Annotated in this window: 20 protein-coding genes; 14 read left to right on the top strand and 6 right to left on the bottom strand. The window is 64.6% G+C overall.

All coding sequences use genetic code 11. The annotated features are described in order from the left end of the window. Nucleotides 1-67: 67 nt before the first annotated feature. The 10 genes from AC1DOP_RS15090 (at nt 68) to AC1DOP_RS15045 (ending at nt 8,873) form a co-directional block, all read left to right on the top strand. Complete coding sequence (locus AC1DOP_RS15090; RefSeq protein ID WP_441934926.1) at nt 68-1,102, top strand: KpsF/GutQ family sugar-phosphate isomerase; 1,035 nt, start codon at nt 68-70, stop codon at nt 1,100-1,102. Beyond that, complete coding sequence (locus tag AC1DOP_RS15085) at nt 1,102-1,635, top strand: KdsC family phosphatase (RefSeq protein ID WP_441934927.1); 534 nt, start codon at nt 1,102-1,104, stop codon at nt 1,633-1,635. Before AC1DOP_RS15090 ends, AC1DOP_RS15085 begins: the two co-directional genes overlap by 1 nt. A 13-nt stretch (nt 1,636-1,648) precedes the next feature. Next, nucleotides 1,649-2,257, top strand: a complete 609-nt coding sequence (gene lptC, locus AC1DOP_RS15080; RefSeq protein WP_441934928.1) for an LPS export ABC transporter periplasmic protein LptC — start codon at nt 1,649-1,651, stop codon at nt 2,255-2,257. Continuing rightward, complete coding sequence (gene lptA, locus AC1DOP_RS15075) at nt 2,254-2,835, top strand: lipopolysaccharide transport periplasmic protein LptA (RefSeq protein ID WP_441934929.1); 582 nt, start codon at nt 2,254-2,256, stop codon at nt 2,833-2,835. Before lptC ends, lptA (AC1DOP_RS15075) begins: the two co-directional genes overlap by 4 nt. Beyond that, nucleotides 2,836-3,396, top strand: coding sequence for a lipopolysaccharide transport periplasmic protein LptA (gene lptA / locus AC1DOP_RS15070; RefSeq protein ID WP_441934930.1), 561 nt, complete (start codon nt 2,836-2,838; stop codon nt 3,394-3,396). Continuing rightward, complete coding sequence (gene lptB / locus AC1DOP_RS15065) at nt 3,396-4,172, top strand: LPS export ABC transporter ATP-binding protein (protein WP_441934931.1); 777 nt, start codon at nt 3,396-3,398, stop codon at nt 4,170-4,172. Before lptA (AC1DOP_RS15070) ends, lptB begins: the two co-directional genes overlap by 1 nt. A gap of 2 nt (nt 4,173-4,174) precedes the next feature. Next, nucleotides 4,175-5,671, top strand: coding sequence for an RNA polymerase factor sigma-54 (locus AC1DOP_RS15060; protein WP_441934932.1), 1,497 nt, complete (start codon nt 4,175-4,177; stop codon nt 5,669-5,671). Nucleotides 5,672-5,773: 102 nt separating this feature from the next. Beyond that, nucleotides 5,774-6,133, top strand: coding sequence for a ribosome hibernation-promoting factor, HPF/YfiA family (gene hpf, locus AC1DOP_RS15055; protein ID WP_441934933.1), 360 nt, complete (start codon nt 5,774-5,776; stop codon nt 6,131-6,133). A gap of 104 nt (nt 6,134-6,237) precedes the next feature. After that, entirely contained in the window at nt 6,238-7,323 is a 1,086-nt protein-coding gene (locus tag AC1DOP_RS15050) for an enoyl-CoA hydratase/isomerase family protein (RefSeq protein WP_477252019.1), read from the top strand. A 146-nt stretch (nt 7,324-7,469) separates the two neighbouring features. Beyond that, complete coding sequence (locus AC1DOP_RS15045) at nt 7,470-8,873, top strand: GntP family permease (RefSeq protein WP_477252017.1); 1,404 nt, start codon at nt 7,470-7,472, stop codon at nt 8,871-8,873. Between the two features lie 46 nt (nt 8,874-8,919). Here AC1DOP_RS15045 and rapZ read toward each other — a convergent pair whose 3' ends face one another. The 5 genes from rapZ to ilvA all read right to left on the bottom strand — a co-directional run bounded on the left by rapZ (nt 8,920) and on the right by ilvA (nt 14,151). After that, nucleotides 8,920-9,783: an RNase adapter RapZ gene (rapZ, locus tag AC1DOP_RS15040; RefSeq protein ID WP_441934936.1), complete on the bottom strand. Its 864-nt coding sequence runs from the start codon at nt 9,781-9,783 to the stop codon at nt 8,920-8,922. A gap of 73 nt (nt 9,784-9,856) precedes the next feature. Then, nucleotides 9,857-10,792: an HPr(Ser) kinase/phosphatase gene (gene hprK / locus AC1DOP_RS15035; RefSeq protein ID WP_258843954.1), complete on the bottom strand. Its 936-nt coding sequence runs from the start codon at nt 10,790-10,792 to the stop codon at nt 9,857-9,859. Nucleotides 10,793-10,801: 9 nt separating this feature from the next. Next, on the bottom strand, nt 10,802-11,284 hold the full coding sequence (locus AC1DOP_RS15030; protein ID WP_258843953.1) for a PTS sugar transporter subunit IIA: 483 nt from the start codon (nt 11,282-11,284) through the stop codon (nt 10,802-10,804). A gap of 349 nt (nt 11,285-11,633) precedes the next feature. Continuing rightward, complete coding sequence (gene queF / locus AC1DOP_RS15025) at nt 11,634-12,464, bottom strand: NADPH-dependent 7-cyano-7-deazaguanine reductase QueF (protein WP_477252013.1); 831 nt, start codon at nt 12,462-12,464, stop codon at nt 11,634-11,636. 121 nt (nt 12,465-12,585) lie between these two features. Next, complete coding sequence (gene ilvA / locus AC1DOP_RS15020) at nt 12,586-14,151, bottom strand: threonine ammonia-lyase, biosynthetic (protein WP_441934938.1); 1,566 nt, start codon at nt 14,149-14,151, stop codon at nt 12,586-12,588. A 138-nt stretch (nt 14,152-14,289) separates the two neighbouring features. Between ilvA and AC1DOP_RS15015 the strand changes: the two genes are divergently transcribed. Further along, a complete protein-coding gene (locus AC1DOP_RS15015) occupies nt 14,290-14,793 on the top strand; it encodes a YqaA family protein (protein ID WP_477252011.1) in 504 nt (167 codons plus the stop codon). On the opposite strand, the gene AC1DOP_RS15010 is transcribed toward AC1DOP_RS15015, so the two are convergent. Beyond that, a complete protein-coding gene (locus AC1DOP_RS15010) occupies nt 14,714-15,172 on the bottom strand; it encodes a MerR family transcriptional regulator (protein ID WP_477252009.1) in 459 nt (152 codons plus the stop codon). The genes AC1DOP_RS15015 and AC1DOP_RS15010 overlap by 80 nt on opposite strands. 68 nt (nt 15,173-15,240) lie before the next feature. Between AC1DOP_RS15010 and AC1DOP_RS15005 the strand changes: the two genes are divergently transcribed. The 3 genes from AC1DOP_RS15005 to AC1DOP_RS14995 all read left to right on the top strand — a co-directional run bounded on the left by AC1DOP_RS15005 (nt 15,241) and on the right by AC1DOP_RS14995 (nt 21,115). Continuing rightward, nucleotides 15,241-16,479 carry an NADH:flavin oxidoreductase/NADH oxidase family protein gene (locus tag AC1DOP_RS15005; protein WP_477252007.1) on the top strand — a complete coding sequence of 413 codons (1,239 nt, stop codon included), beginning with the start codon at nt 15,241-15,243 and terminating at the stop codon, nt 16,477-16,479. A gap of 194 nt (nt 16,480-16,673) precedes the next feature. Next, the gene (locus AC1DOP_RS15000; RefSeq protein WP_477252005.1) at nt 16,674-20,684 is read left to right on the top strand and encodes a DUF3683 domain-containing protein; all 4,011 of its coding nucleotides are present in this window, start codon (nt 16,674-16,676) and stop codon (nt 20,682-20,684) included. Next, nucleotides 20,681-21,115, top strand: a complete 435-nt coding sequence (locus AC1DOP_RS14995; protein WP_477252003.1) for an HIT family protein — start codon at nt 20,681-20,683, stop codon at nt 21,113-21,115. Before AC1DOP_RS15000 ends, AC1DOP_RS14995 begins: the two co-directional genes overlap by 4 nt. Nucleotides 21,116-21,153: the final 38 nt, after the last annotated feature.

Raw genomic sequence — 21,153 nt, 5'->3', positions numbered from 1 at the left:
CGTAAATATGTGCGCTCTGTTACGTCTGGCAAGTTTTTTGCTTTCGCAATTCGGATATACTTCCACCATGAGTGTAACCGATGAAAAAATAATGTTGACAAGTTTTGACGAGGCCCAGGCAAAGCGCGCTCTGGAGCTGGCGCGCGAGACCCTGGACATCGAAGGCGAAGCGATCCGCAAGCTGAGCGCGCGTCTCGGCCAGGACGACAGCCTGAAGCCTGCCGTTGCGCAAGCTGTGGCCCTGATGCTGGCCTGCAAGGGCCGCGTGGTCGTCTCGGGCATCGGCAAGTCGGGTCACATTGGCCGCAAGATCGCCGCGACCCTGGCCTCGACCGGCACCCCGGCCCTGTTCCTGCACCCGGCCGAAGCCGCCCACGGCGACCTCGGCATGGTCACGCCGCAGGACGTGCTGGTCGCGATCTCGTATTCCGGCGAAAGCGCCGAGCTGGCGGTCGTGATTCCGGCCGTCAAGCGCATGCGCGTGCCCGTGATCGCCATGACCGGCAAGCCGGGCTCGCGCCTGGCCCAGGTTGCCGACGTCCACCTCGACGTCTCGGTCGACAAGGAAGCCTGCCCGCTGAACCTGGCGCCGACCGCGTCCACCACCGTCACCCTGGCGCTGGGCGATGCCCTCGCCGTCGCGCTGCTGGAGCTGCGCGGCTTCAAGTCGGAAGACTTCGCCCTGTCGCACCCGGGCGGCGCCCTCGGCCGCAAGCTGCTGACCCACGTGCGCGACGTGATGCGCAGCGGCGACGCGGTGCCGAAAGTGAAGCCGAATGCTCCGCTGACCGAGGCCCTGCTGGAAATCTCGCAGAAGGGCATGGGCATGACCGCCATCGTCGACGACGCCGGCCGCCCGGTCGGCGTGTTCACCGACGGCGACCTGCGCCGCCTGTTCGAGAAGACCCATGACTTCAGCAGGCTGACGATCCAGGACGTCATGCACGCGAATCCGCGCCGCATCCATCCCGAGCAGCTGGCGGTCGACGCCGTTGCCGTGATGGAGGAATTCCGCATCAACCAGATGCTGGTGACCGACGCCGACGGCATGCTGGTCGGCGCCCTCCACATCCACGACCTGACCCGCGCCAAGGTGATCTGATGGTGACCCAGCTGGAACATCTGCAGCGTGCCGCGCGCGTGAAGGTCATGATCTTCGACGTCGACGGTGTCCTCACCGACGGCAGCCTGACCTATGACGCCAACGGCGAGATCACCAAGACCTTCTTCGTGCTGGACGGCCTCGGCATCCAGCTGCTGAACCGCACCGGCGTGCAGACCGCCATCATCAGCGCGCGCAATTCGCCGATCGTGGTCAAGCGCGCCGCCGACCTCGGGATCACCCACGTGTTCCAGGGCCAGCACGACAAGCGCCTGGCCTTTGCCGAGCTGCTGGAAAAGACCGGCGTGACGGCCGAGCAGTGCGGCTACATCGGCGACGACGTGATCGACCTGCCGCTGTTCACCCGCGTCGGCTTTGCCGTCACGGTGCCGAGCGGCCATCCGGAAGTGCAGTACCGCGCCCACTACGTGACGAAGAATGCGGGCGGACGCGGCGCCGTGCGCGAAGTCTGCGACATGGTGATGCGCGCCCAGGGAACCTACGAACAGGCATTGGCACCGTACTTTGGATAATCCTTCGCAAGCCATGGCGACCACGACCTACGTCAACAAGCGCACCGCGCACCGCTGGCGTCTGCTGGCATTGATGCTGGCGGCCGTGTTCTTCGCCTTCGGCAGCTTCTGGCTGGTGCAGGTGATGCGCGGCGAAGGCGAAGCGCACCGCGTCGACGTGGGCGACGATCCGGACTACATCATCGACAACTTCAGCTTCGTGCGGATGTCGGAAGCCGGCCAGCCGCGCTACGTGATCTCGGGCGAGCGCCTGACCCACCGCCCGGCCAACAACACCTCGGTGATCGACAAGCCGGTCGTGCAGAGCATGAGCACCGACCGGCCGCACATGACGATGACGGCGAACACCGCCAACGTCAACCAGGACCAGAACCAGATCGACCTGATCGGCAATGTCGACATCTCGCGTCCCGGCAACGCCACCTCGAAGCCGATGCGCATCCGCACCGAGGCGCTGACCGTGCTGCCGGACGAGGAAATCTCGAAGACCGACAAGCCGATCCAGATGACGCTCGGCGCCGCCTCGGTCACCGGCGTCGGCATGGTCGCCAACAACGCCACACAGCAGGTGACGCTGGGCGGCCGCGGAGAACTCATCTTCCCGCCGAAAGGAAAACAATGAAAAAAATACTCGCTGTCGCCGCGCTGTCGCTGGCAAGCCTGACCGCCTCGGCGGAGCGTGCGGATTCTCTCAAGCAGGCCAAGATCGATTTCAACAACGCGCACATCGACGAGGTCACCCAGACCCGCACCTTCACCGGCAACGTCGTGCTGACCCGCGGCACCCTGACGATCAAGGCCGACAAGGCCGTGCTCACGGAATCGCCGGAAGGCTATATGGCGGTGACCCTGACCGCCGCGCCGGGCCAGCCCGCGACCTTCCGCCAGAAGCGTGACGGCGGCCCCGACCTGTGGGTCGAAGGCCAGGCCCAGCGCATCGAATACGACGAGCGCACCGAGCTGGTCAAGCTGTTCTCGAACGCGGTCGTCAAGCAGCTCGAGGGCAAGCGCATGACCAGCGAGGTGAACGGCCCGTTCATCTCCTACGACAACCGCACCGAGCAGGCCAACGTGTTCAACGACACCAGCGGCGAAAGCAAGCCGGGCGGCGGACGCGGCACCATCATCATCGCGCCGCGCCGTACCGCGCCGGCGGCGGCTCCCGCGACCACGCCGGCGGCGCCGGCAGGGAAGCAGTAAATGAAGGCCGTCCTTGCCGCTGCCGCGCTGTTGCTGGCGCCGCTGGCGCAGGCGGAGCGGGCGGATGCGCTCAAGCCGCTGAAGGTGGTCGGGGGCAACGGGACCCTGGACCAGGTCACGCAAACCGTGGTCCTGACCGGCGGCGTGACCGCCACCCGCGGCACCATGCTGCTGAAGGCCGAGCGTGCCGAGATCAAGGAAGCGCCGGACGGTTACAAGACCATCGTCCTGGTCGCGGCGCCCGGCAAGCCGGCGTCGTTCCGCCAGAAGCGCGACAGCGGCCCCGAGCAGTGGGACGAAGGCCAGGCCGAGCGCATCGAGTACGACGAGCGCACCGAGGTCGTCAAGTTCAGTTCGAACGCCGCCATCAGGCAGCTGGAAGGCAGCAACGTGATGCGTGAAATGGGCGGCGAATTCATCGCCTACGATGCGCGCAAGGAAGTCCTGCTGAACCTGAACGACCCGAGCGGCGTCGACAGGCCCGGCAAGGCCCGCGCCAGTTTTACTTTTTATCCGCGCCGCACTGCGTCGGCCGGGCAACCGGAAGCAGGAAAGCAATGATGGATGTACACGCAGACGCCGCCGCCATCGCGAGCGGCGGCAGCACCCTGGTGGCCAAGGGGCTGCAGAAAAGCTACGGCAAGCGCCTGGTGGTGCGCGACGTTTCGCTGCAGGTCGCCTGCGGCGAGGTGGTGGGCCTGCTCGGCCCGAACGGCGCCGGCAAGACGACCTCGTTCTACATGATCGTGGGCCTGGTGCCGGCCGACGCCGGCGCCATTGTCATCAACGGCACCGACATCACCAGCCTGCCGATCCACCGGCGCGCCATGCTGGGCCTGTCCTACCTGCCGCAGGAAGCCTCGGTGTTCCGCAAGCTGACGGTGGAGGAGAACATCCGCGCCGTGCTGGAACTGCAGCGCGAGGACGGCAAGCCGCTGGGCAAGAACCGCATCGAGGAGCGCCTCAACGAGCTGCTGGCCGAGCTGCAGATCGAGAAGCTGCGCGAGAACCCGGCGCTGTCGCTGTCGGGCGGCGAACGGCGCCGCGTGGAGATTGCGCGCGCCCTCGCCACCAACCCGCGCTTCGTGCTGCTGGACGAGCCGTTTGCCGGCGTCGATCCGATCGCGGTGATCGAGATCCAGCGCATCGTGCGCTTCCTGAAGGAGCGCGGCATCGGCGTCCTGATAACCGACCACAACGTGCGCGAGACGCTCGGCATCTGCGACCGTGCCTACATCATCAACCAGGGCGCGGTGCTGGCGTCGGGACGCCCGGACGACATCATCGCCAATGAATCGGTTCGCCGCGTCTACCTGGGTGAACATTTCCGGATGTAGTCATGAAACAGACGCTGCAACTCAAGACCTCACAGCACCTTGCGCTGACACCGCAACTCCAGCAGTCGATCCGGCTGCTGCAGCTGTCCACTCTCGAGCTGCACCAGGAGATTGAACAGGTCCTCAGCGACAACCCGCTGCTCGAACGCCTCGACGATCCGCTCGACCACTCGGTGCGCCTGCTGGCCGACGGCGCGATCAACAACGGCGCGTCGACCTCCACCACGCCCGACTCGCCGCCCTCGTCCAGCCAGGGCGAGGAGGGCAATGGCGGCGGTGGCGCCGAAGCCGAAGGCGGCGACAGCGACAACGGCGATGCCGGCGGCGCCGAGCACGACATGGACTGGGGCGATTCTGGCCGTTCCGGCAGCGGCAGCGGCGGCGAGGAAGAGGACGGCCGCCCGCAGCTGGAAGCCAGCCCGGTCTCGCTGCGCGAACACTTGATGGAGCAGGTACGCCTGACCTGCATGTCGCCGCGCGATTGCGCGCTGGTCGAGATCGTCGTCGACACCCTCGACGACAACGGCTACCTCGAAGAAACCCTGGACGAGCTGCATGCGCGCCTCCCGGCCGAACTCGAAGTGGAATTCGAGGAGTTGCGCACCGCGCTGGCGCTGGTGCAAAGCATGGACCCGCCCGGCGTGGGCGCGCGCAGCGCCGCCGAATGCCTGGCGCTGCAGATCCGCCGCATGCCGGGCGTGCCGCTGGTCACGCGGCGCATGGCGCTGACCATCGTCGAACGCTACCTGACCTGGTTCGCGCAGCGCGAATTCAACAAGCTCAAGAAAGCCCTCGACTGCGACGACGAAGACCTGCGCGAAGCCCAGGCCGTGATCCGCCATTGCAATCCGCATCCGGGCGCGGCCTTCGCTTCCGACGTTTCCGACTTCGTGGTGCCGGACGTAATCGTGCGCCGCGCGAAGGACGGCTGGAGCGTGCAGCTGAATCCCGAGGTGATGCCGCGCCTGCGCGTGAACAGCCTGTATGCCACCTTGATGAAGCAGGGAAAATCGGAATCCCAGCTGGCGGCGCAGTTGCAGGAAGCAAAATGGCTCATCAAAAACATGCGCCAGCGCTTCGATACTATCCTTCGGGTAGCTCAAGCAATCGTGGAGCGCCAGCGGAACTTTTTCTCCCATGGCGCCGTTGCCATGCGGCCCCTTGTTTTACGTGAGATAGCTGATACACTAGGTCTACACGAGAGCACAATTTCTCGTGTCACAACTCAGAAATACATGCTGACGCCGCACGGCATGTTCGAGTTGAAGTACTTTTTCGGGAGTCACGTCGCGACCGAGGCAGGAGGAGAAGCCTCCTCGACCGCGATCCGGGCTCTCATCGTACAACTCACAGGAGCAGAAGACCCCAAAAACCCTTTATCCGACAGCAAGATCGCGGAGATGCTAGGGGAACAGGGAATGGTTATCGCACGCCGCACGGTAGCGAAATACCGCGAGGCGCTGAAGATCCCTCCCGTCAGCCTCCGTAAATCTCTGTAGCAAGCTCTTTCAGCAAGCTCTTGCAGCAAGCTTCTTGCAACAACGCTGCCCTGGTGCGTGGTATGCGCGTACGACAGGCAGCGCATCATCAAAGGAGTGTGTATGAATCTCACTATCAGCGGACATCATCTCGATGTAACCCCGGCAATCCGTGAATACGTACAGAACAAGCTCGAACGCATCACCCGCCATTTCGATCAAGTGATCGACTCCCACGTCATCCTCTGCATTGACAATCTCACCGAGAAAGAAAAACGCCAGAAGGCCGAGATCAACTTGCGCCTCGCCGGCAAGATCGTTCACGTCGCCAGCGCCGCGCACGACTTGTACGCCGCGATCGACATGCTGATGGACCGGCTCGACCGGCAGGTGCAGAAGTACAAGCAGATGCTGCAGGATCACAGTAGTACACCGCTCAAGCGCATACCCAACGATGGAGGAGAAGCTGCCGCTACAGCGTGATCCTTCCGCTGGCGCAGCACAAGCAAGGAAGGGCGCATCTGGCGCCCTTTTCGTTTTCCGGGCCGCGCTACAATGCCGTTTTCCATTTCAATAAATAAAAGAACATGAGCGAATACGTGCAGACCCGCGTTGCCAGCGGCACCGGCATCATTACCCTCGACCGTCCCAAGGCCCTGAACTCGCTGTCGCTGGAGATGGTGCGCGCACTGACGGAGACCCTGCTGGCCTGGCGCGACGATTCGAACGTCGACGCCGTCGTTATCAAGAGCAGCAGCGAGAAAGCCCTGTGCGCAGGCGGCGACATCCGCTTCTTCCACCAGGCCGGGCGCGCTACGCCCACTGGAGGCAGTGCCCTGCTGGAAGACTTCTTTACCGAAGAATACGCGCTGAACCACCTGATCCACTTCTATCCGAAACCCTATATCTCGTTGATGGACGGCGTGGTCATGGGCGGCGGCATGGGTATCGCCCAGGGCGGGCCCGAGACCGGCCTGCGCATCGTGACCGAACGCACGAAGATGGCCATGCCCGAGGTGAACATCGGCCTGTTCCCGGACGTCGGCGGCAGCCACTTCCTGTCGCATGCGCCGGGCGCGCTCGGCATGCATCTGGGACTGACGGGGCTGACCATCGGCGCCGCCGATGCGCTCTACGTCGGCCTGGCCGACGTGTTCGTGCCGGGCGCCGAACTGCCGGCACTGCATGCGCTGATCGCTGCGACGCCGGGCAAGCAGCTGGCCGATGCGATCCGCGCCTTCGCCGCGCCGTTCGCGCAGCAGGCCGGCGCCAGCGAACTCGAAGCGCAACGCGCGCTGGTCGACAGGCACTTTGGCGCCGACTCGGTACAGGCCGTGATGGTCTCGCTGGAGGGCGATGACACCCCATTCGCGCAGAAGGCCCTGGCCGCGATGCGCCAGCGCTCGCCGCTGATGATGTGCGTGACGCGCGAGATGCTGGTGCGCGGCGCCACGATGGACGTGGCCGCCTGCCTGCGCATGGAGCGCTCGCTGGTGCGCCGCAACTTCGAACACGGCGAAGTGCTGGAAGGCGTGCGCGCGCTGGTGATCGACAAGGACAATGCGCCGAAGTGGAACCCGCCCGCGCTGGATGCCGTCACGCCGGAGATGGTGGCGCGCTTCTTCGAGCCGGTGTGGCCGGCGCATGCGCATCCGTTGCGCCACCTGGCATAAGCGGCGCCCGCTCCGCCGCCCCGGCATCCGCCGGGTTTTTTTTCGCCTGCCGATAATGCGTTGCAGCATAAGCACGAATTTATGCGATGATTTCATCAGGCAATGAAATAATGGCATAGCCAAGCACAACAATAGAGGAGTCCAATTTGTCGTTTCTGATCGTCCTGGCCGCACTGGCCTTCCTGATGGTGGCCGCCTACCGCGGCTATAGCGTCATCCTGTTCGCACCGATCGCCGCCCTCGGCGCGGTCCTGTTCACCGACCCGTCCGCCGTGGCGCCGGTCTTTTCCGGCATCTTCATGGAAAAGATGGTCGGCTTCGTCAAGCTCTACTTCCCGGTCTTCATGCTGGGCGCCGTGTTCGGCAAGGTCATCGAGATGTCCGGTTTCTCGAAATCCATCGTGCAGGCGGCGATCCGCTACATCGGCCGCTCGCGCGCGAACGCCGTGATCGTCGCCGTGTGCGCGCTGCTGACCTATGGCGGCGTGTCGCTGTTCGTGGTGGTGTTCGCCGTGTATCCGTTTGCGGCTGAGCTCTACCGTCAGAGCAATATTCCGAAGCGCCTGATGCCGGGCGCGATCGCACTGGGCGCCTTCTCGTTCACCATGGATTCGCTGCCGGGCACGCCGCAGATCCAGAACATCATCCCGACCACCTTCTTCAAGACCACCGGCTGGGCCGCGCCCGTGCTGGGCACCATCGGTTCGGTGTTCATCATCGTGGTCGGCCTGGCCTACCTGGAATGGCGCCGCCGCGCCGCGATGGCGAAAGGCGAGGGCTATGGCGCGCACGCCGATGTGCCCGAGGCGGAGGCGAACCGGGAAGCGCTGCCGCATCCGCTGATCGCGGTGCTGCCGCTGGTGCTGGTGGGCGTGGCCAACTTCGCGTTCACCAAGATGATCCCGGTCTGGTACGGCGCCGGCGCCTATACGGTGCCGCCCGACGTGCTGCCGGGCGTGCACACGCCGGTGACGGCCACGGTCAAGAGCGTGCTGGCGATCTGGTCGGTCGAAGCCGCGCTGCTGCTCGGCATCCTGCTGGTGCTCGCGACCGCCTTCCGCCGCGTCAGCCAGCGCTTTGCCAGCGGTTCGAAGGAAGCCGTCGGCGGCGCCCTGCTGGCGGCGATGAATACCGCGTCCGAATACGGTTTCGGCGGCGTGATCGCCGCACTGCCGGGCTTCATCGTCGTCAGCGATGCCCTGAAGGGGATTCCGAACCCGCTGGTGAATGCGGCGGTGTCGGTCAGCTCGCTGGCCGGCATCACCGGCTCGGCCTCGGGCGGCATGAGCATCGCGCTGGCCGCGATGTCCGACCTGTTCATCAAGGGCGCCGAAGCGGCCCACATTCCGATGGAAGTCCTGCACCGCGTGGTGGCGATGGCCAGCGGCGGCATGGACACGCTGCCGCACAACGGCGCCGTGATCACCCTGCTGGCGGTGACCGGGCTGACGCACCGCGAGTCGTATCGCGAGATCTTCGCGATTACCGTCATCAAGACGCTGGCGGTGTTCTTTGTGATTGGGGTGTTTTACGCGACCGGGTTGGTGTGAGTGTTAGCTCGTCGTCCCCGCGGAGGCGGGGATCCCGGTTCGGCTATCAGTGCTGCTCGCGATGCCGCACAACCACCCGTTCGGATTCGCCGAAGTAAGCCGCCAGCCGTTCCGCCATGTACACGGAGCGGTGCTGTCCGCCCGTGCAGCCGACCGCCACCGTCAGGTAGCTGCGGTTGTCGGTCTTGAACGAGGGCAGCCATTTGGCCACGAAGGCGCGGATGTCGGCCAGCATTTCGACGGCCTGGGGCTGGGCGTCGAGGAAGGCGATGACGGGCGCGTCCTTGCCGGTGAGCGGTCGCAAGGTCAGGTCGTAGTAGGGATTCGGCACGGCGCGCACGTCGAACACGAAGTCGGCGTCCAGCGGCACGCCGCGCTTGAAGGCGAAGGATTCGAAATACAGGGTCAGCTTCGCGAATTCGATCTCGGCCAGTTCCTTGACCCAGGCGCGCAGTTTGTTCGCCGACATTTCCGAGGTGTCGATCACATGGCCCAGCTTCTCGATCGCTCCCAGGCGGTCGCGCTCTTCCGAGATGCATTCGATCAGCGTGCGGCGCGAAGCCGGGTTCTCGCCCGGGCGCAGCTCGTGCGACAGCGGATGGCTGCGGCGGGTCTCGGAAAAGCGGGCCACCAGCGAATGGGTGCTGGCAGTCAGGTACATCACCTTGACGTCATGCCCTTGCTCGCGCAGCGCGCGGACCGTGGCCGGCAGTTCCGCCAGCGACTCGGCGCTGCGGGCGTCGACGGCGACGGCGACGCACTTGCTGTCGGCGCCATTGACTGTCTCGACCAGCAAAGGCAGCAGGGCGGGGGGCAGGTTGTCGACGCAGTAGTAGCCTGCGTCTTCGAGAACATTGAGGGCTACCGACTTGCCGGAACCCGAGATACCGGTGATGAGAACGATTCGCATGTGTCCATCATACCGCAACGGTAAGACCTTGTCGCCAGTGGCCAGGCCAGTTGCGATGGTGGTAACTTAGAACCTAATCGCCGCTCATCGCCTGGCGTTGACGTTCCATGAACTCCTGCAGCGTATCGATACCGCGCAGCTGCAGGATGGTATTGCGCACCGCGGCTTCCAGCAGCACCGCGATGTTGCGGCCGGCCGCGACGGGAATCACGACCTTGCGGATCGGCAGGCCGAGCACGTCCTCGGTCGGGAAGTGGAAGGGCAGTCGCTCGACTTCCTCGTCCAGCGCGCCGCGCTTGACCAGATGCACGATCAACTTCAGCCGCATCTTGCGGCGCACGGCGGTCTCGCCGAAGATCGCCTTGATGTCCAGCAGGCCCAGGCCGCGCACTTCGAGCAGGTTCTGCAGCAGCGGCGGGCAGCGGCCCTCGATCATGTTCGGGGCGATGCGCGAGAATTCGACCGCGTCGTCGGCCACCAGGCCGTGCGAACGCGAGATCAGTTCCAGGCCCAGCTCGCTCTTGCCGAGGCCGGAATCGCCGGTGATCAGCACGCCCACGCCCAGCACGTCCATGAACACGCCGTGCATGATGACGCGCTGCGCCAGTTTCTTCGATAAATAGACCCGCAGGAAGTCGATGACCTGGGCGGCCGGCAGCGGGGTCGAGAACAGCGGAATGTTCTGCTCGTCGCAGATGGCGAGGATGTCCGGCGGGGTGTCCAGGCCCTGGGCGATGATCAGGGCCGGCGGGCCGCCCGCGATCATTTCGCCGATCATGTGGCTACGCGAGCCCGACTTGAGACGCTGGTAGTAATTCAGTTCCTGGTGCCCGAACACCTGGATGCGGCCCGGGTGGATCAGGTTCAGGTGGCCAACCTGGTCGGCGGCCGAGACGGCGTCGCCCGAGATCAGGCGCTCGCCGCCGGGGAAGCCCGCGAACCAGCCAAGTTGCAGGCTATCGCGATTGTCGTCGTACAGCCTCTGGATGGTCAGCGGAGTCTGGAGCATGGCCTTATTCTAACCCAGTGCCTGCAGGCTCGGTTGCCAGTTGATAATGCGTTCATGCACCGAGCGCGGGTCCGGATCGGTGGCCAGCGCGGTACGCACGGCTTCGTCGGAGAACAGTTCGGCGATTTCGGACAGGATTTCCAGGTGCTGCTGGGTCACGTGGTCCGGGATCAGGAGGAAGAACAGCAGGCTGACCGGCTGGCCGTCCGGCGATTCGAAAGGAATCGGCTCGGCCAGGCGGACGAAGGCGGCCAGCGGCGACTTCAGGCTCTTGCTGCCCTTGATGCGGCCATGCGGCACGGCCACGCCATGACCGAGACCGGTCGAACCGAGGCGTTCGCGCGCGAACAGGTTGTCCGAGACCGTCGAGCGGGCGATGCCGCAGTTGTTCTCGAAGATCAGGCCGGCCTGTTCAAAGGCGCGCTTCTTGCTCGACACTTCCAGATCGAGCTGAACGTTTTCGAGCGAGAGGATTTTGCTTAGATTAGTCATAACACGCTTCTGTTGCGGTACACCCAGGTTCTTGCGAGCGGGAATTATAGGCCTGTTTCATGGCCATGACATTCGATTTCGCGTCTGTACGACTGGCTGTTTTATCCCTGTGGCCAAACATCGGTTTGATCGCGCGCAATCGTTTTGTATCTACACGCAATATCCGCTACGAAATTTCAAATTTCTCGAATTGAAAGGCGAATTTCAGACCCATCTTCCGTATTTTCTAGCCGAAACTTGCCAGCATGCCCAGTCTGCGCTTCGTCACTGCGAAACGATTGACGTCGCTTTGATGCCACGGTTCTGTCGTTGGAAACGAACACTAGATGGGGACAATGCCTGGATTTTTCTACTGCCGGGCGGTGCGCAGATTGGGCGCCTTGCCGGCGCTGAAATTCGCGCGCCAGGGATTGATGTCGAGCCCGCCGCGCCGCGTGTAGCGGGCGTAGACCGCCAGCTTGTGCGGCTTACACTGGCGCAGGATGTCGGTGAAGATGCGCTCGACACATTGCTCGTGAAATTCGTTGTGCTCGCGGAAGCCGATCAGGTAGCGCAGCAGGCTTTCCTGGTCGATCTGCGGACCGGCGTAATGGATCTGCACGGTGCCCCAGTCCGGCTGGCCCGTGACCAGGCAGTTCGACTTCAGCAGGTGGGATACCAGCGTCTCTTCGACCGCGGCTTCGTCGTGCCTGGCCTTGAGCAGTTCCGGTGCCGGGCTGTAATTGTCGACCTCGATGTCGAGGCGGTCCAGCAGCACGCCTTCCAGCTCGCCCATCTTGAGCTTGCCGAAGTCTTCCGGCTGGGTGAGCGTCACGGCTACCTGCGCGCCGAAGGCAGTCGACAGGTCTTCGCGCAGCAGGGCCAGCAGGGCGTCCGTATTCGCCAGGCGGGTCTGGTTGAAGGAGTTGAGGTATAACTTGAAAGACTTCGATTCGACGATATTGGGCGAATCGGCGGGGGCCGTGATGGTCGCGATCGCCACCTGCGGCTTGCCGCGCATGTTCAGCCACGACAGCTCATAGGCGTTCCAGATGTCGACGCCGAAGAAGGGCAGCGTACCTTTCAGGCCGAGCTCGTCACGCTTCTGCTTGCGCGGAATGGGAAACAGCAGCTCGGGCGCGTACTGGGTCTGGTAGGCCGAGGTCTTACCGAGCGGCGATTGATCAGGGGTATTGGTCATATTCAGTCTCGAGGTGCGGGACTTGACGCGGGATCGCCGCGTCGGCAAAGCCGCGTATCGTACACCTTTATGCCAATTACTGCGCTGAATTACGCGTGGACACCCTGTGCCCACGCCGCAATCACAAGAACAGCTTGTAGACGGGATTGTTGGTTTCATCCCAGTGGCGATACCCCAGACTAGCCAGGAATTGCCGGAACTCATCCATCTCCCCCGAAGGCACCTGCAGCCCGACCAGGATGCGCCCGACGTCGCCACCCTGGTTGCGATAGTGGAACAGCGAGATATTCCAGTTCGGCGCCATGCTGTCCAGGAAACGCATCAGCGCGCCCGGACGCTCCGGAAATTCGAAGCGGTACAGCAGTTCGTCGTGCGCCAGCGCGCTCTTGCCGCCGACCAGGTGGCGGATGTGCAGCTTGGCCAGCTCGTCGTGGGTGAGGTCGAGGGTGCGGAAACCGTGCTCCTCGAAGGTGCGGGCCAGCATGCCGGATTCGCTGCGGCTGCCGATCTGCACGCCCACGAAGATGTGGGCTTCGCGCTCGTCGCTGATCCGGTAATTGAACTCGGTGACGTTGCGCGGGCCGACCAGGGCGCAGAAGCGCTTGAAGCTGCCGCGCTGCTCGGGAATGGTGACGGCGAACACGGCTTCGCGGTCCTCGCCGATTTCGGCGCGCTCGGCCACGAAGCGCAGGCGGTCGAAATTCATGTTGGCGCCGCAGGCCACCGCCACCAGGGTCTCGTTCTTGACCGGATTGCGGGTCAGCAGCGAGCGCTCGACATAGGCCTTGGCGCCGGCCACGGCCAGCGCGCCGGCCGGCTCGAGGATGCTGCGGGTATCCTGGAACACGTCCTGGATCGCGGCGCAGATCGCGTCGGTATCGACGATCACGATCTCGTCGACCACTTCCTTGGCGATGCGGAAGGTTTCCTCGCCCACCAGGCGCACCGCGGTGCCGTCCGAGAACAGGCCGACGTCGGGCAGGGTGACGCGTTCGCCGGCCTTCAGGCTCTTCGCCATCGCATCGGAATCGACGGTCTGCACGCCGATCACCTTGATGTCCGGGCGCACCGCTTTCACATAGGCGCCGACGCCGGAGATCAGGCCGCCGCCGCCGATCGCCACGAAGATCGCATGGATCGGGCCGGAGTGCTGGCGCAGGATCTCCATGCCGATCGTGCCCTGGCCGGCGATCACGTCCGGATCGTCGAAGGGGTGCACGAAGGTCAGCTGCTGCTCGCGCTCGAGCAGCAGGGCGTGGTTGTAGGCGTCGGTATAGGAGTCGCCGTGCAGCACGATTTCGACGTTGGCGCCGCCGCGTTCCTTGACGGCGTTGATCTTCACCGGCGGCGTGGTGGTCGGCATCACGACCAGCGCACGGCAGCCGAGGCGGCTCGCCGACAGCGCCACGCCCTGGGCATGGTTGCCGGCCGAGGCGCAGATCACGCCGCGCTTGAGCTGCTCGAGCGGCAGGTGCGCCATCTTGTTGTAGGCCCCGCGCAGCTTGAAGCTGAACACGCTCTGCATGTCTTCGCGCTTGAAATAGATGCGGTTGCCGATGCGCTGGGACAGCGTCGGCGCGAGTTCGAGCGGGGTTTCTTGGGCCACGTCATAGACGCGCGCGGTCAGGATTTTCTTGAGGTAGTCGGTAGTCATGGCGGATGTGATAGTGGATTCCGGAGGCGACATCAGGACTGTCTTGCAAGGCGGATAACCGAGGCGTGCAGTACGGCGGGCGGCGCGGGATGGAGCGGGGCCTACCGTGTCGTGGCGGTGGGTTTTTCCTCATTATAATGGACCTATCCTGCTCTTCATTCAACCCCACCCATGATCGAGTCCGCCGTCCTCTGGCTGCTGAAAGTCCTTGCTGTGCCAACCGTCGGCCTGACTTCCGTCTTCCTGATCGCCTTCGTCTCGGCCACCCTGTTGCCGCTGGGCTCGGAACCGGCCGTGTTCGCGGTGGTGAAGGCCAACCCCGCCATGTTCTGGCCGGTGATCCTGGTCGCCACCCTCGGCAACACGCTGGGCGGCATGGTCGACTACTGGATCGGCTACCGCGCCAAGGTCGCCTTCGCCAAGGAGCGCAAGTCGCGCTGGTTCCACTGGCTGGCGCGCTACGGCTCCAAGACCATGCTGCTGTCCTGGGTGCCCGGCATCGGCGATCCGCTGTGCACCCTGGCCGGCTGGCTGCACCTGCCGTTCTGGTCCAGCGTGATGTACATGGCGATCGGCAAGTTCGGGCGCTATATCTTCATGACCGTGACTTTGCTGTACGTGCCGGACGGGTGGTGGAAGTGGCTGGGGGAGATGACGGGCCGGGTGTTCGGGTGATTTCCCAGGCCGCCTGCACCCGGCAATCGCCGCTGGCCACGGCCGCCTGCACCCGTTCCTTCGCTTCGAGCACCGAACTGCGCTGGGCGGCCAGGATGGCGCTCAGGCGGTCGATCTCTTCCAGCCGCGCTTCCAGCTTGCCTAGCAGCGCATCCTTGAGCGCATCGCCGTGCAGCGCCACCACCGTCCGGATCGCATTCAGCGAAAAGCCGAGGTTCTGGCCGAGCTGGATCAGGTCCAGGCGCTCCAGCGCGCCGTCCTGGTAGTCCCGATACCCATTCGCCCCACGCTGCACCTTCGGCAACAATCCTTCCTTCTCGTAGTAGCGGATGGTGGAGGCCGGAACCCCGCTGCGTTCCGCCAGTTCGCCGATTTTCATTTTGCGCTTGACCTTGAAGTTGACTTCAAGCTTAGGATACCTCATCCACATCGAATCGAGGCCATCCCATGTTGTTTACCCCGCTGACCCTGCCGAACGGCGCCATCGTCCCCAACCGCCTGGCCAAGGCCGCCATGGAAGAGACCCTGGCCGCTGCCGGCCAGTTGCCGGGGCCCGCCATCCAGCGCCTTTACCAGCGCTGGGCCGAGGGCGGAACCGGCCTGATCATCACCGGCAACGTGATGGTCGACCGGCGTGCGCTCACCGGTCCGGGCACCATCGCGCTCGAAGCGGGCACGCCGCTGGCGCCCTTCACTGACTGGGCCCGGGCGGCGCGCGCGCATGGCGCCCAGGTCTGGATGCAGATCAGCCATCCGGGCCGCCAGGTGCTGGCGAACATGGGAGGACAGGCCTGGGCGCCGTCGGCGGTGGCGCTGGACCTGGGCAAGCACAGCAAGCTGTTTGCGCAGCCGGTCGCGATGCGGGAAGACGATATCGCGGAGGTCATCGAACGCTTTGCCGCGACCGCCCATGCGGCCGAACAGGCGGGCTTCGGCGGCGTGCAGATCCATGCGGCGCATGGCTACCTGATCTCGCAATTCCTGTCGCCACTGAGCAACCGGCGGGAGGATGCCTGGGGCGGCAGCCTGGCCAATCGCGCGCGCCTGCTGCTGGAGGTCGTGCGGGCAGTGCGTTCCCGCGTGGCGCCGGGCTTCTGCGTCGCGGTCAAGCTGAATTCGGCCGACTTCCAGCGCGACGGCTTTTCCGAGGACGACGCACGCCAGGTGCTGGCCATGCTGAATCGCGAACAGGTCGACCTGGTCGAGCTGTCGGGCGGGAGCTACGAGAGCCCGGCGATGCAGGGCCGCACCGCGGATGGCCGCACGCTCGCCCGCGAAGCCTATTTCCTGGAATTCGCCAAGGACCTGGCGGCGGTTGCGGCGATGCCGCTGATGACGACCGGCGGCATCGCGCGCCGTGAAGTCGCCGAACAGGTGCTGCACGGCGGCGTCGCCATCGTCGGCATGGCGACGGCGCTGGCGGCCATCCCCGACCTGCCGCGCCAGTGGCGGGACGGGCGCGAGCCGGTGGCGGCCATGCCGGCGGTCGACTGGAAGGACAAGGTGCTGGCCAGCCTGGCGCGGATGGCGCTGGTGCGGCGGCGCCTGCATGCGCTGGGCCGGGGCGGTGCGGGGGCCGCCGCCTACAGCCCGCTTTTCACCGTGGTGCTCGACCAGTTGCGCAGCATGCGCCTGACCCGGCGCTACCGGGCGTGGAACAAGGATGAAGCCACGCTTCGTGGATAAGATGCCACCATGTTCGGATTGCCGAGTTTTCGGTGCAAAAACACGTTTTTGTGCATCGAAAATTTGCACTGGTAACGATTTTTCCGACGTTTGTGCTAAAACCGGATTGTAAAAATCATTCGTTACCCAGCATGGTGCATCGCAATAAGCTAGAATGACTGTCCACTACGCGTCAGTTCGTTAGCCGATCCACCATGAACGCACCAGCCAATATCCACGCCCTGCTCGAAGAAAACGCACCGGCCCGCCTGCGTGAAATTCCCTACAACTACACCTCATTTTCCGATCGCGAGATCGTGATCCGGCTGCTGGGCGAATCCTCGTGGCGGCTGCTTGACGAGCTGCGCGGCGCGCGCCAGACCGGCCGTTCCGCGCGCATGCTGTACGAAGTGCTGGGCGACATCTGGGTGGTGCGCCGCAATCCCTATCTGCAGGACGACATGCTGGACAACCCGAAGCGGCGCGCCAAGCTGATCGAGGCCCTGCATCACCGCCTGGCCGAAGTCGACAAGCGCCGCCTGACCGTGGATGCTGGCGACAATGCCGATGCGGCCACCGCCGCCGCCCGCAGCAGCGCCGTCGAGCAGTTGCTGGCCGCGGCCCGCAAGGCGGTCGACGACTTCGGCCGCGAATTCAGCGACATGTACGACCTGCGCAAGCGAGCTAGAGCCGTGCTGGGCCGCTACACGGACAAGCGCAACATCCGCTTCGACGGCATGCACCGCACCTCGCACGTGACCGACGCCACCGACTGGCGCGTCGAGTATCCCTTCCTGGTCCTGCTGCCTGATTCCGAAGACGAGATGGCCGGCCTGGTGAAAGGCTGCATCGAGCTCGGGCTGACCATCATCCCGCGCGGCGGCGGCACCGGCTATACCGGCGGTGCGATTCCCCTGAGCCCGATGTCGGCGGTGATCAACACCGAAAAGCTGATCGGCATGGGCGAAGTCGAGATGAGCCGCCTGCCGGGCGTGGACCGCGAATACGCGACCATCCATACCGGCGCGGGGGTAGTGACCCAGCGCGTCTCGCAGGCGGCCGAGAAGGCCGGCTTCGTGTTCGCGGTCGATCCGACCTCGGCCCACGCTTCCTGCATCGGCGGGAACATCGCCATGAATGCGGGCGGCAAGAAGGCCGTGCTGTGGGGGACGGCTCTCGACAATCTCGCTTCCTGGCGCATGGTCGACCCGAACGGCGACTGGCTGGACGTGACCCGCATCGACCACAACCTCGGCAAGATCCACGACGCCCCGGTCGCGACCTTCAGGCTGGAGTGGACGCATCCGTCGGAGAAGGGCGCCTCGAGGAGCGCGCCGTTCCGCACAGAGCTATTGGCCATCGAAGGCCGCCGCTTCCGCAAGGAAGGCCTGGGCAAGGACGTGACCGACAAATTCCTGGCCGGCCTGCCGGGCATCCAGAAAGAGGGCACGGACGGCTTGATCACCTCGGGCCGCTGGATCCTGCACAAGATGCCGAAGTTCACGCGCACCGTGGCGCTGGAATTCTTCGGCCAGGCGCGCGATGCGATCCCCTCGATCGTCGAGATCAAGGATTACCTGGACAGCCTGCCGAAGAACGGCAAGCCGGAATTCGAAACCCTGCGCCTGGCGGGCCTGGAGCACCTGGACGAGCGCTACCTGCGCGCGGTCGGCTACGCGACCAAATCCAAGCGCGGCACGCTGCCGAAGATGGCGCTGTTCGGCGACATCGTCGGCGACGACGAGAACGCGGTCGCGCAGGCGGCCTCCGAAGTGGTGCGCATCGCGAATACCCGCGTGGGCGAGGGCTTCATTGCCGTCAGCGCGGAAGCGCGCAAGAAGTTCTGGCTGGACCGCGCCCGTACCGCGGCCATCGCGCGCCACACCAACGCCTTCAAGATCAACGAAGACGTGGTGATCCCGCTGAACCGCATGGGCGAGTACACCGACGGCATCGAGCGCATCAACATCGAGCTGTCCATCAAGAACAAGCTGCAGCTGGTCGAGGAACTGCACGCCCTGTTCACCTCCGGCCAGCTGGAAGTGAGCAAGGCCGACGATGCCACCGGCGAAGGCGTGTCGAAGGAAGAGATCCTGGGCGACCGTCCGCAGCAGGCCGACGAGCTGCTGGCGAAGACCGCTGCGCGCTGGGGCTGGCTGCTGGCCAACCTGGACCATCCTTTGTGGGACGTGCTGCCGAAGCTGGCCGAATTCGGCCTCGACGGTTTCATTGACACCTTCGAGCGCCGCGTATCGGGCCAGCCGCAGGCGACCTTGTTCGACGTGGTGCAGGACCACACGGTGCGCGTCTCGTGGAAGAACGACATCCGCGCGCCGCTGCGCCAGATCTTCAACGGCGCGGCGTATAAACCGATCCTTGATGAGGCTACTGCGATCCATAAACGCGTGCTTCGTTCGCGGGTCTTCGTGGCACTGCACATGCACGCCGGCGACGGCAACGTCCACACCAACCTGCCGGTGAACTCGGACGACTACGCGATGCTGCAGGATGCGCACAAGGCCGTCGAGCGCATCATGAAGCTGGCGCGCTCCCTGGACGGCGTGATCTCGGGCGAGCACGGCATCGGCATCACCAAGCTCGAGTTCCTGACCGACGAAGAGATCCACGACTTCCGCGAGTATAAAAAGCGGGTCGATCCGGAAGGCCGCTTCAACAAGGGCAAGCTGCTGAATACCGACACCGCCTACGCCGACCTGCGCAATGCCTATACGCCGTCCTTCGGCCTGATGGGTCACGAGTCGCTGATCATGCAGCAGAGCGACATCGGCGAGATCGCCAACAGCATCAAGGACTGCCTGCGCTGCGGGAAGTGCAAGCCGGTCTGCACGACCCACGTGCCGCAATCGAACCTGCTGTACTCACCGCGCGACAAGATCCTCGCGACCTCGGCCCTGATCGAAGCCTTCCTGTACGAGGAGCAGACCCGCCGCGGCGTGTCGATCCGCCACTGGGAAGAGTTCGAGGACGTCTCCGACCACTGCACCGTGTGCCACAAGTGCGTGACGCCGTGCCCGGTCAACATCGACTTCGGCGACGTTTCGATGAACATGCGTAACCTGCTGCGCAAGATGGACAAGCGCAGCTTCAAGCCGGCCAACCGCGCCGCCATGTTCTTCCTGAACGCGACCGACCCGACCACCATCAACCTGACCCGCAAGGCCATGGTCGACCTGGGCTACAAGGCCCAGCGCCTCGGCGCCAGCGTGCTGAAGGCGGTGGCGAAGGAGCAGACCAAGGCGCCGCCGCCGACCACCGGCAAGGCGCCGGTGCGCGAGCAGGTGATCCACTTCGTGAACAAGAAGATGCCGGGCAACCTGCCGAAGAAGACGGCGCGGGCACTCCTGGACATCGAGGACGACAAGGTCATCCCCATCATCCGCAATCCGAAGGTGACCAACGCCGACACCGAGGCCGTGTTCTACTTCCCGGGCTGCGGCTCCGAGCGCCTGTTCTCGCAGGTGGGCCTGGCGACCCAGGCGATGCTGTGGGAAGTCGGCGTGCAGACCGTGCTGCCGCCGGGCTATCTGTGCTGCGGCTATCCGCAGCGCGGCGCCGGCCAGTACGACAAGGCCGACAAGATGATGACGGATAACCGCGTGCTGTTCCACCGCATGGCGAATACCCTGAACTACCTCGACATCAAGACCGTGCTGGTCTCCTGCGGCACCTGCTACGACCAGCTCGCGACCTACGAGTTCGAGAAGATCTTCCCGGGCTGCCGCATCATGGACATCCATGAGTACCTGCTGGAGAAGGGCGTCAGGCTGGAAGGCGTGACCGGTACCCGCTACATGTACCACGACCCCTGCCACACGCCGATGAAGCTGCAGGATTCGATGAAGACCGTGAACGCGCTGGTGCAGACCGCGGACAACGTGAAGATCGAGAAGAACGATCGCTGCTGCGGCGAGTCCGGTACTTTTGCCGTTTCTCGCCCGGACATCGCGACCCAGGTCCGCTTCAGGAAGGAAGAAGAGATGGAGAAGGGCGCCGACAAGCTGCGCGCCGACGGCTTCAGCGGCGACGTCAAGATCCTGACCAGCTGCCCGTCCTGCCTGCAGGGCCTGTCGCGCTACAACGACGACTCGGGCACGACCGCCGACTACATCGTGGTCGAGATGGCGCGGCATCTGCTGGGCGAGAACTGGATGCCGAACTACGTGGCGAATGCGAACAACGGCGGTATCGAAAGGGTGCTGGTATGACGAGGCAAGCCGGCTGCGAGCTGTGCGAACTGGCGGCTTCGTCCAAGGTGGTCGCCAACGACAAGTTCTCGGTGATCCTGGCGAACGAGCCCAACTACCCAGGCTTCGCCCGCGTGATCTGGAACGAGCATGTGCGCGAAGTGAGCGACCTGCCTGACGCGGACCGCCTGCTGCTGAACGAGGCGGTGTGGAAGCTGGAGCAGGCCGTGCGCGAGGTGATGCAGCCGCTGAAGGTCAACGTTGCCAGCCTGGGCAATGTGGTGCCGCATTTGCACTGGCATGTGATTCCGCGTTATGCGGACGATGCGCATTTTCCGGCGCCGGTTTGGGCCCAGGCGGTGCGCGAGACTCCTGCGGACGTGCTGGCGCAGAGGCGGGCCCTGGTTCCCCAGTTGGCGGAAGCGATCAAGCGAAAATTCGCAAACCGATAAAATAGCGCCAATCCTTACCCTACGCACCCTCGTTCCCG

It is taken from the genome of Massilia sp. 01N410, from assembly GCF_056399665.1.
This window is presented reverse-complemented; position numbering and strand designations above follow the sequence as displayed.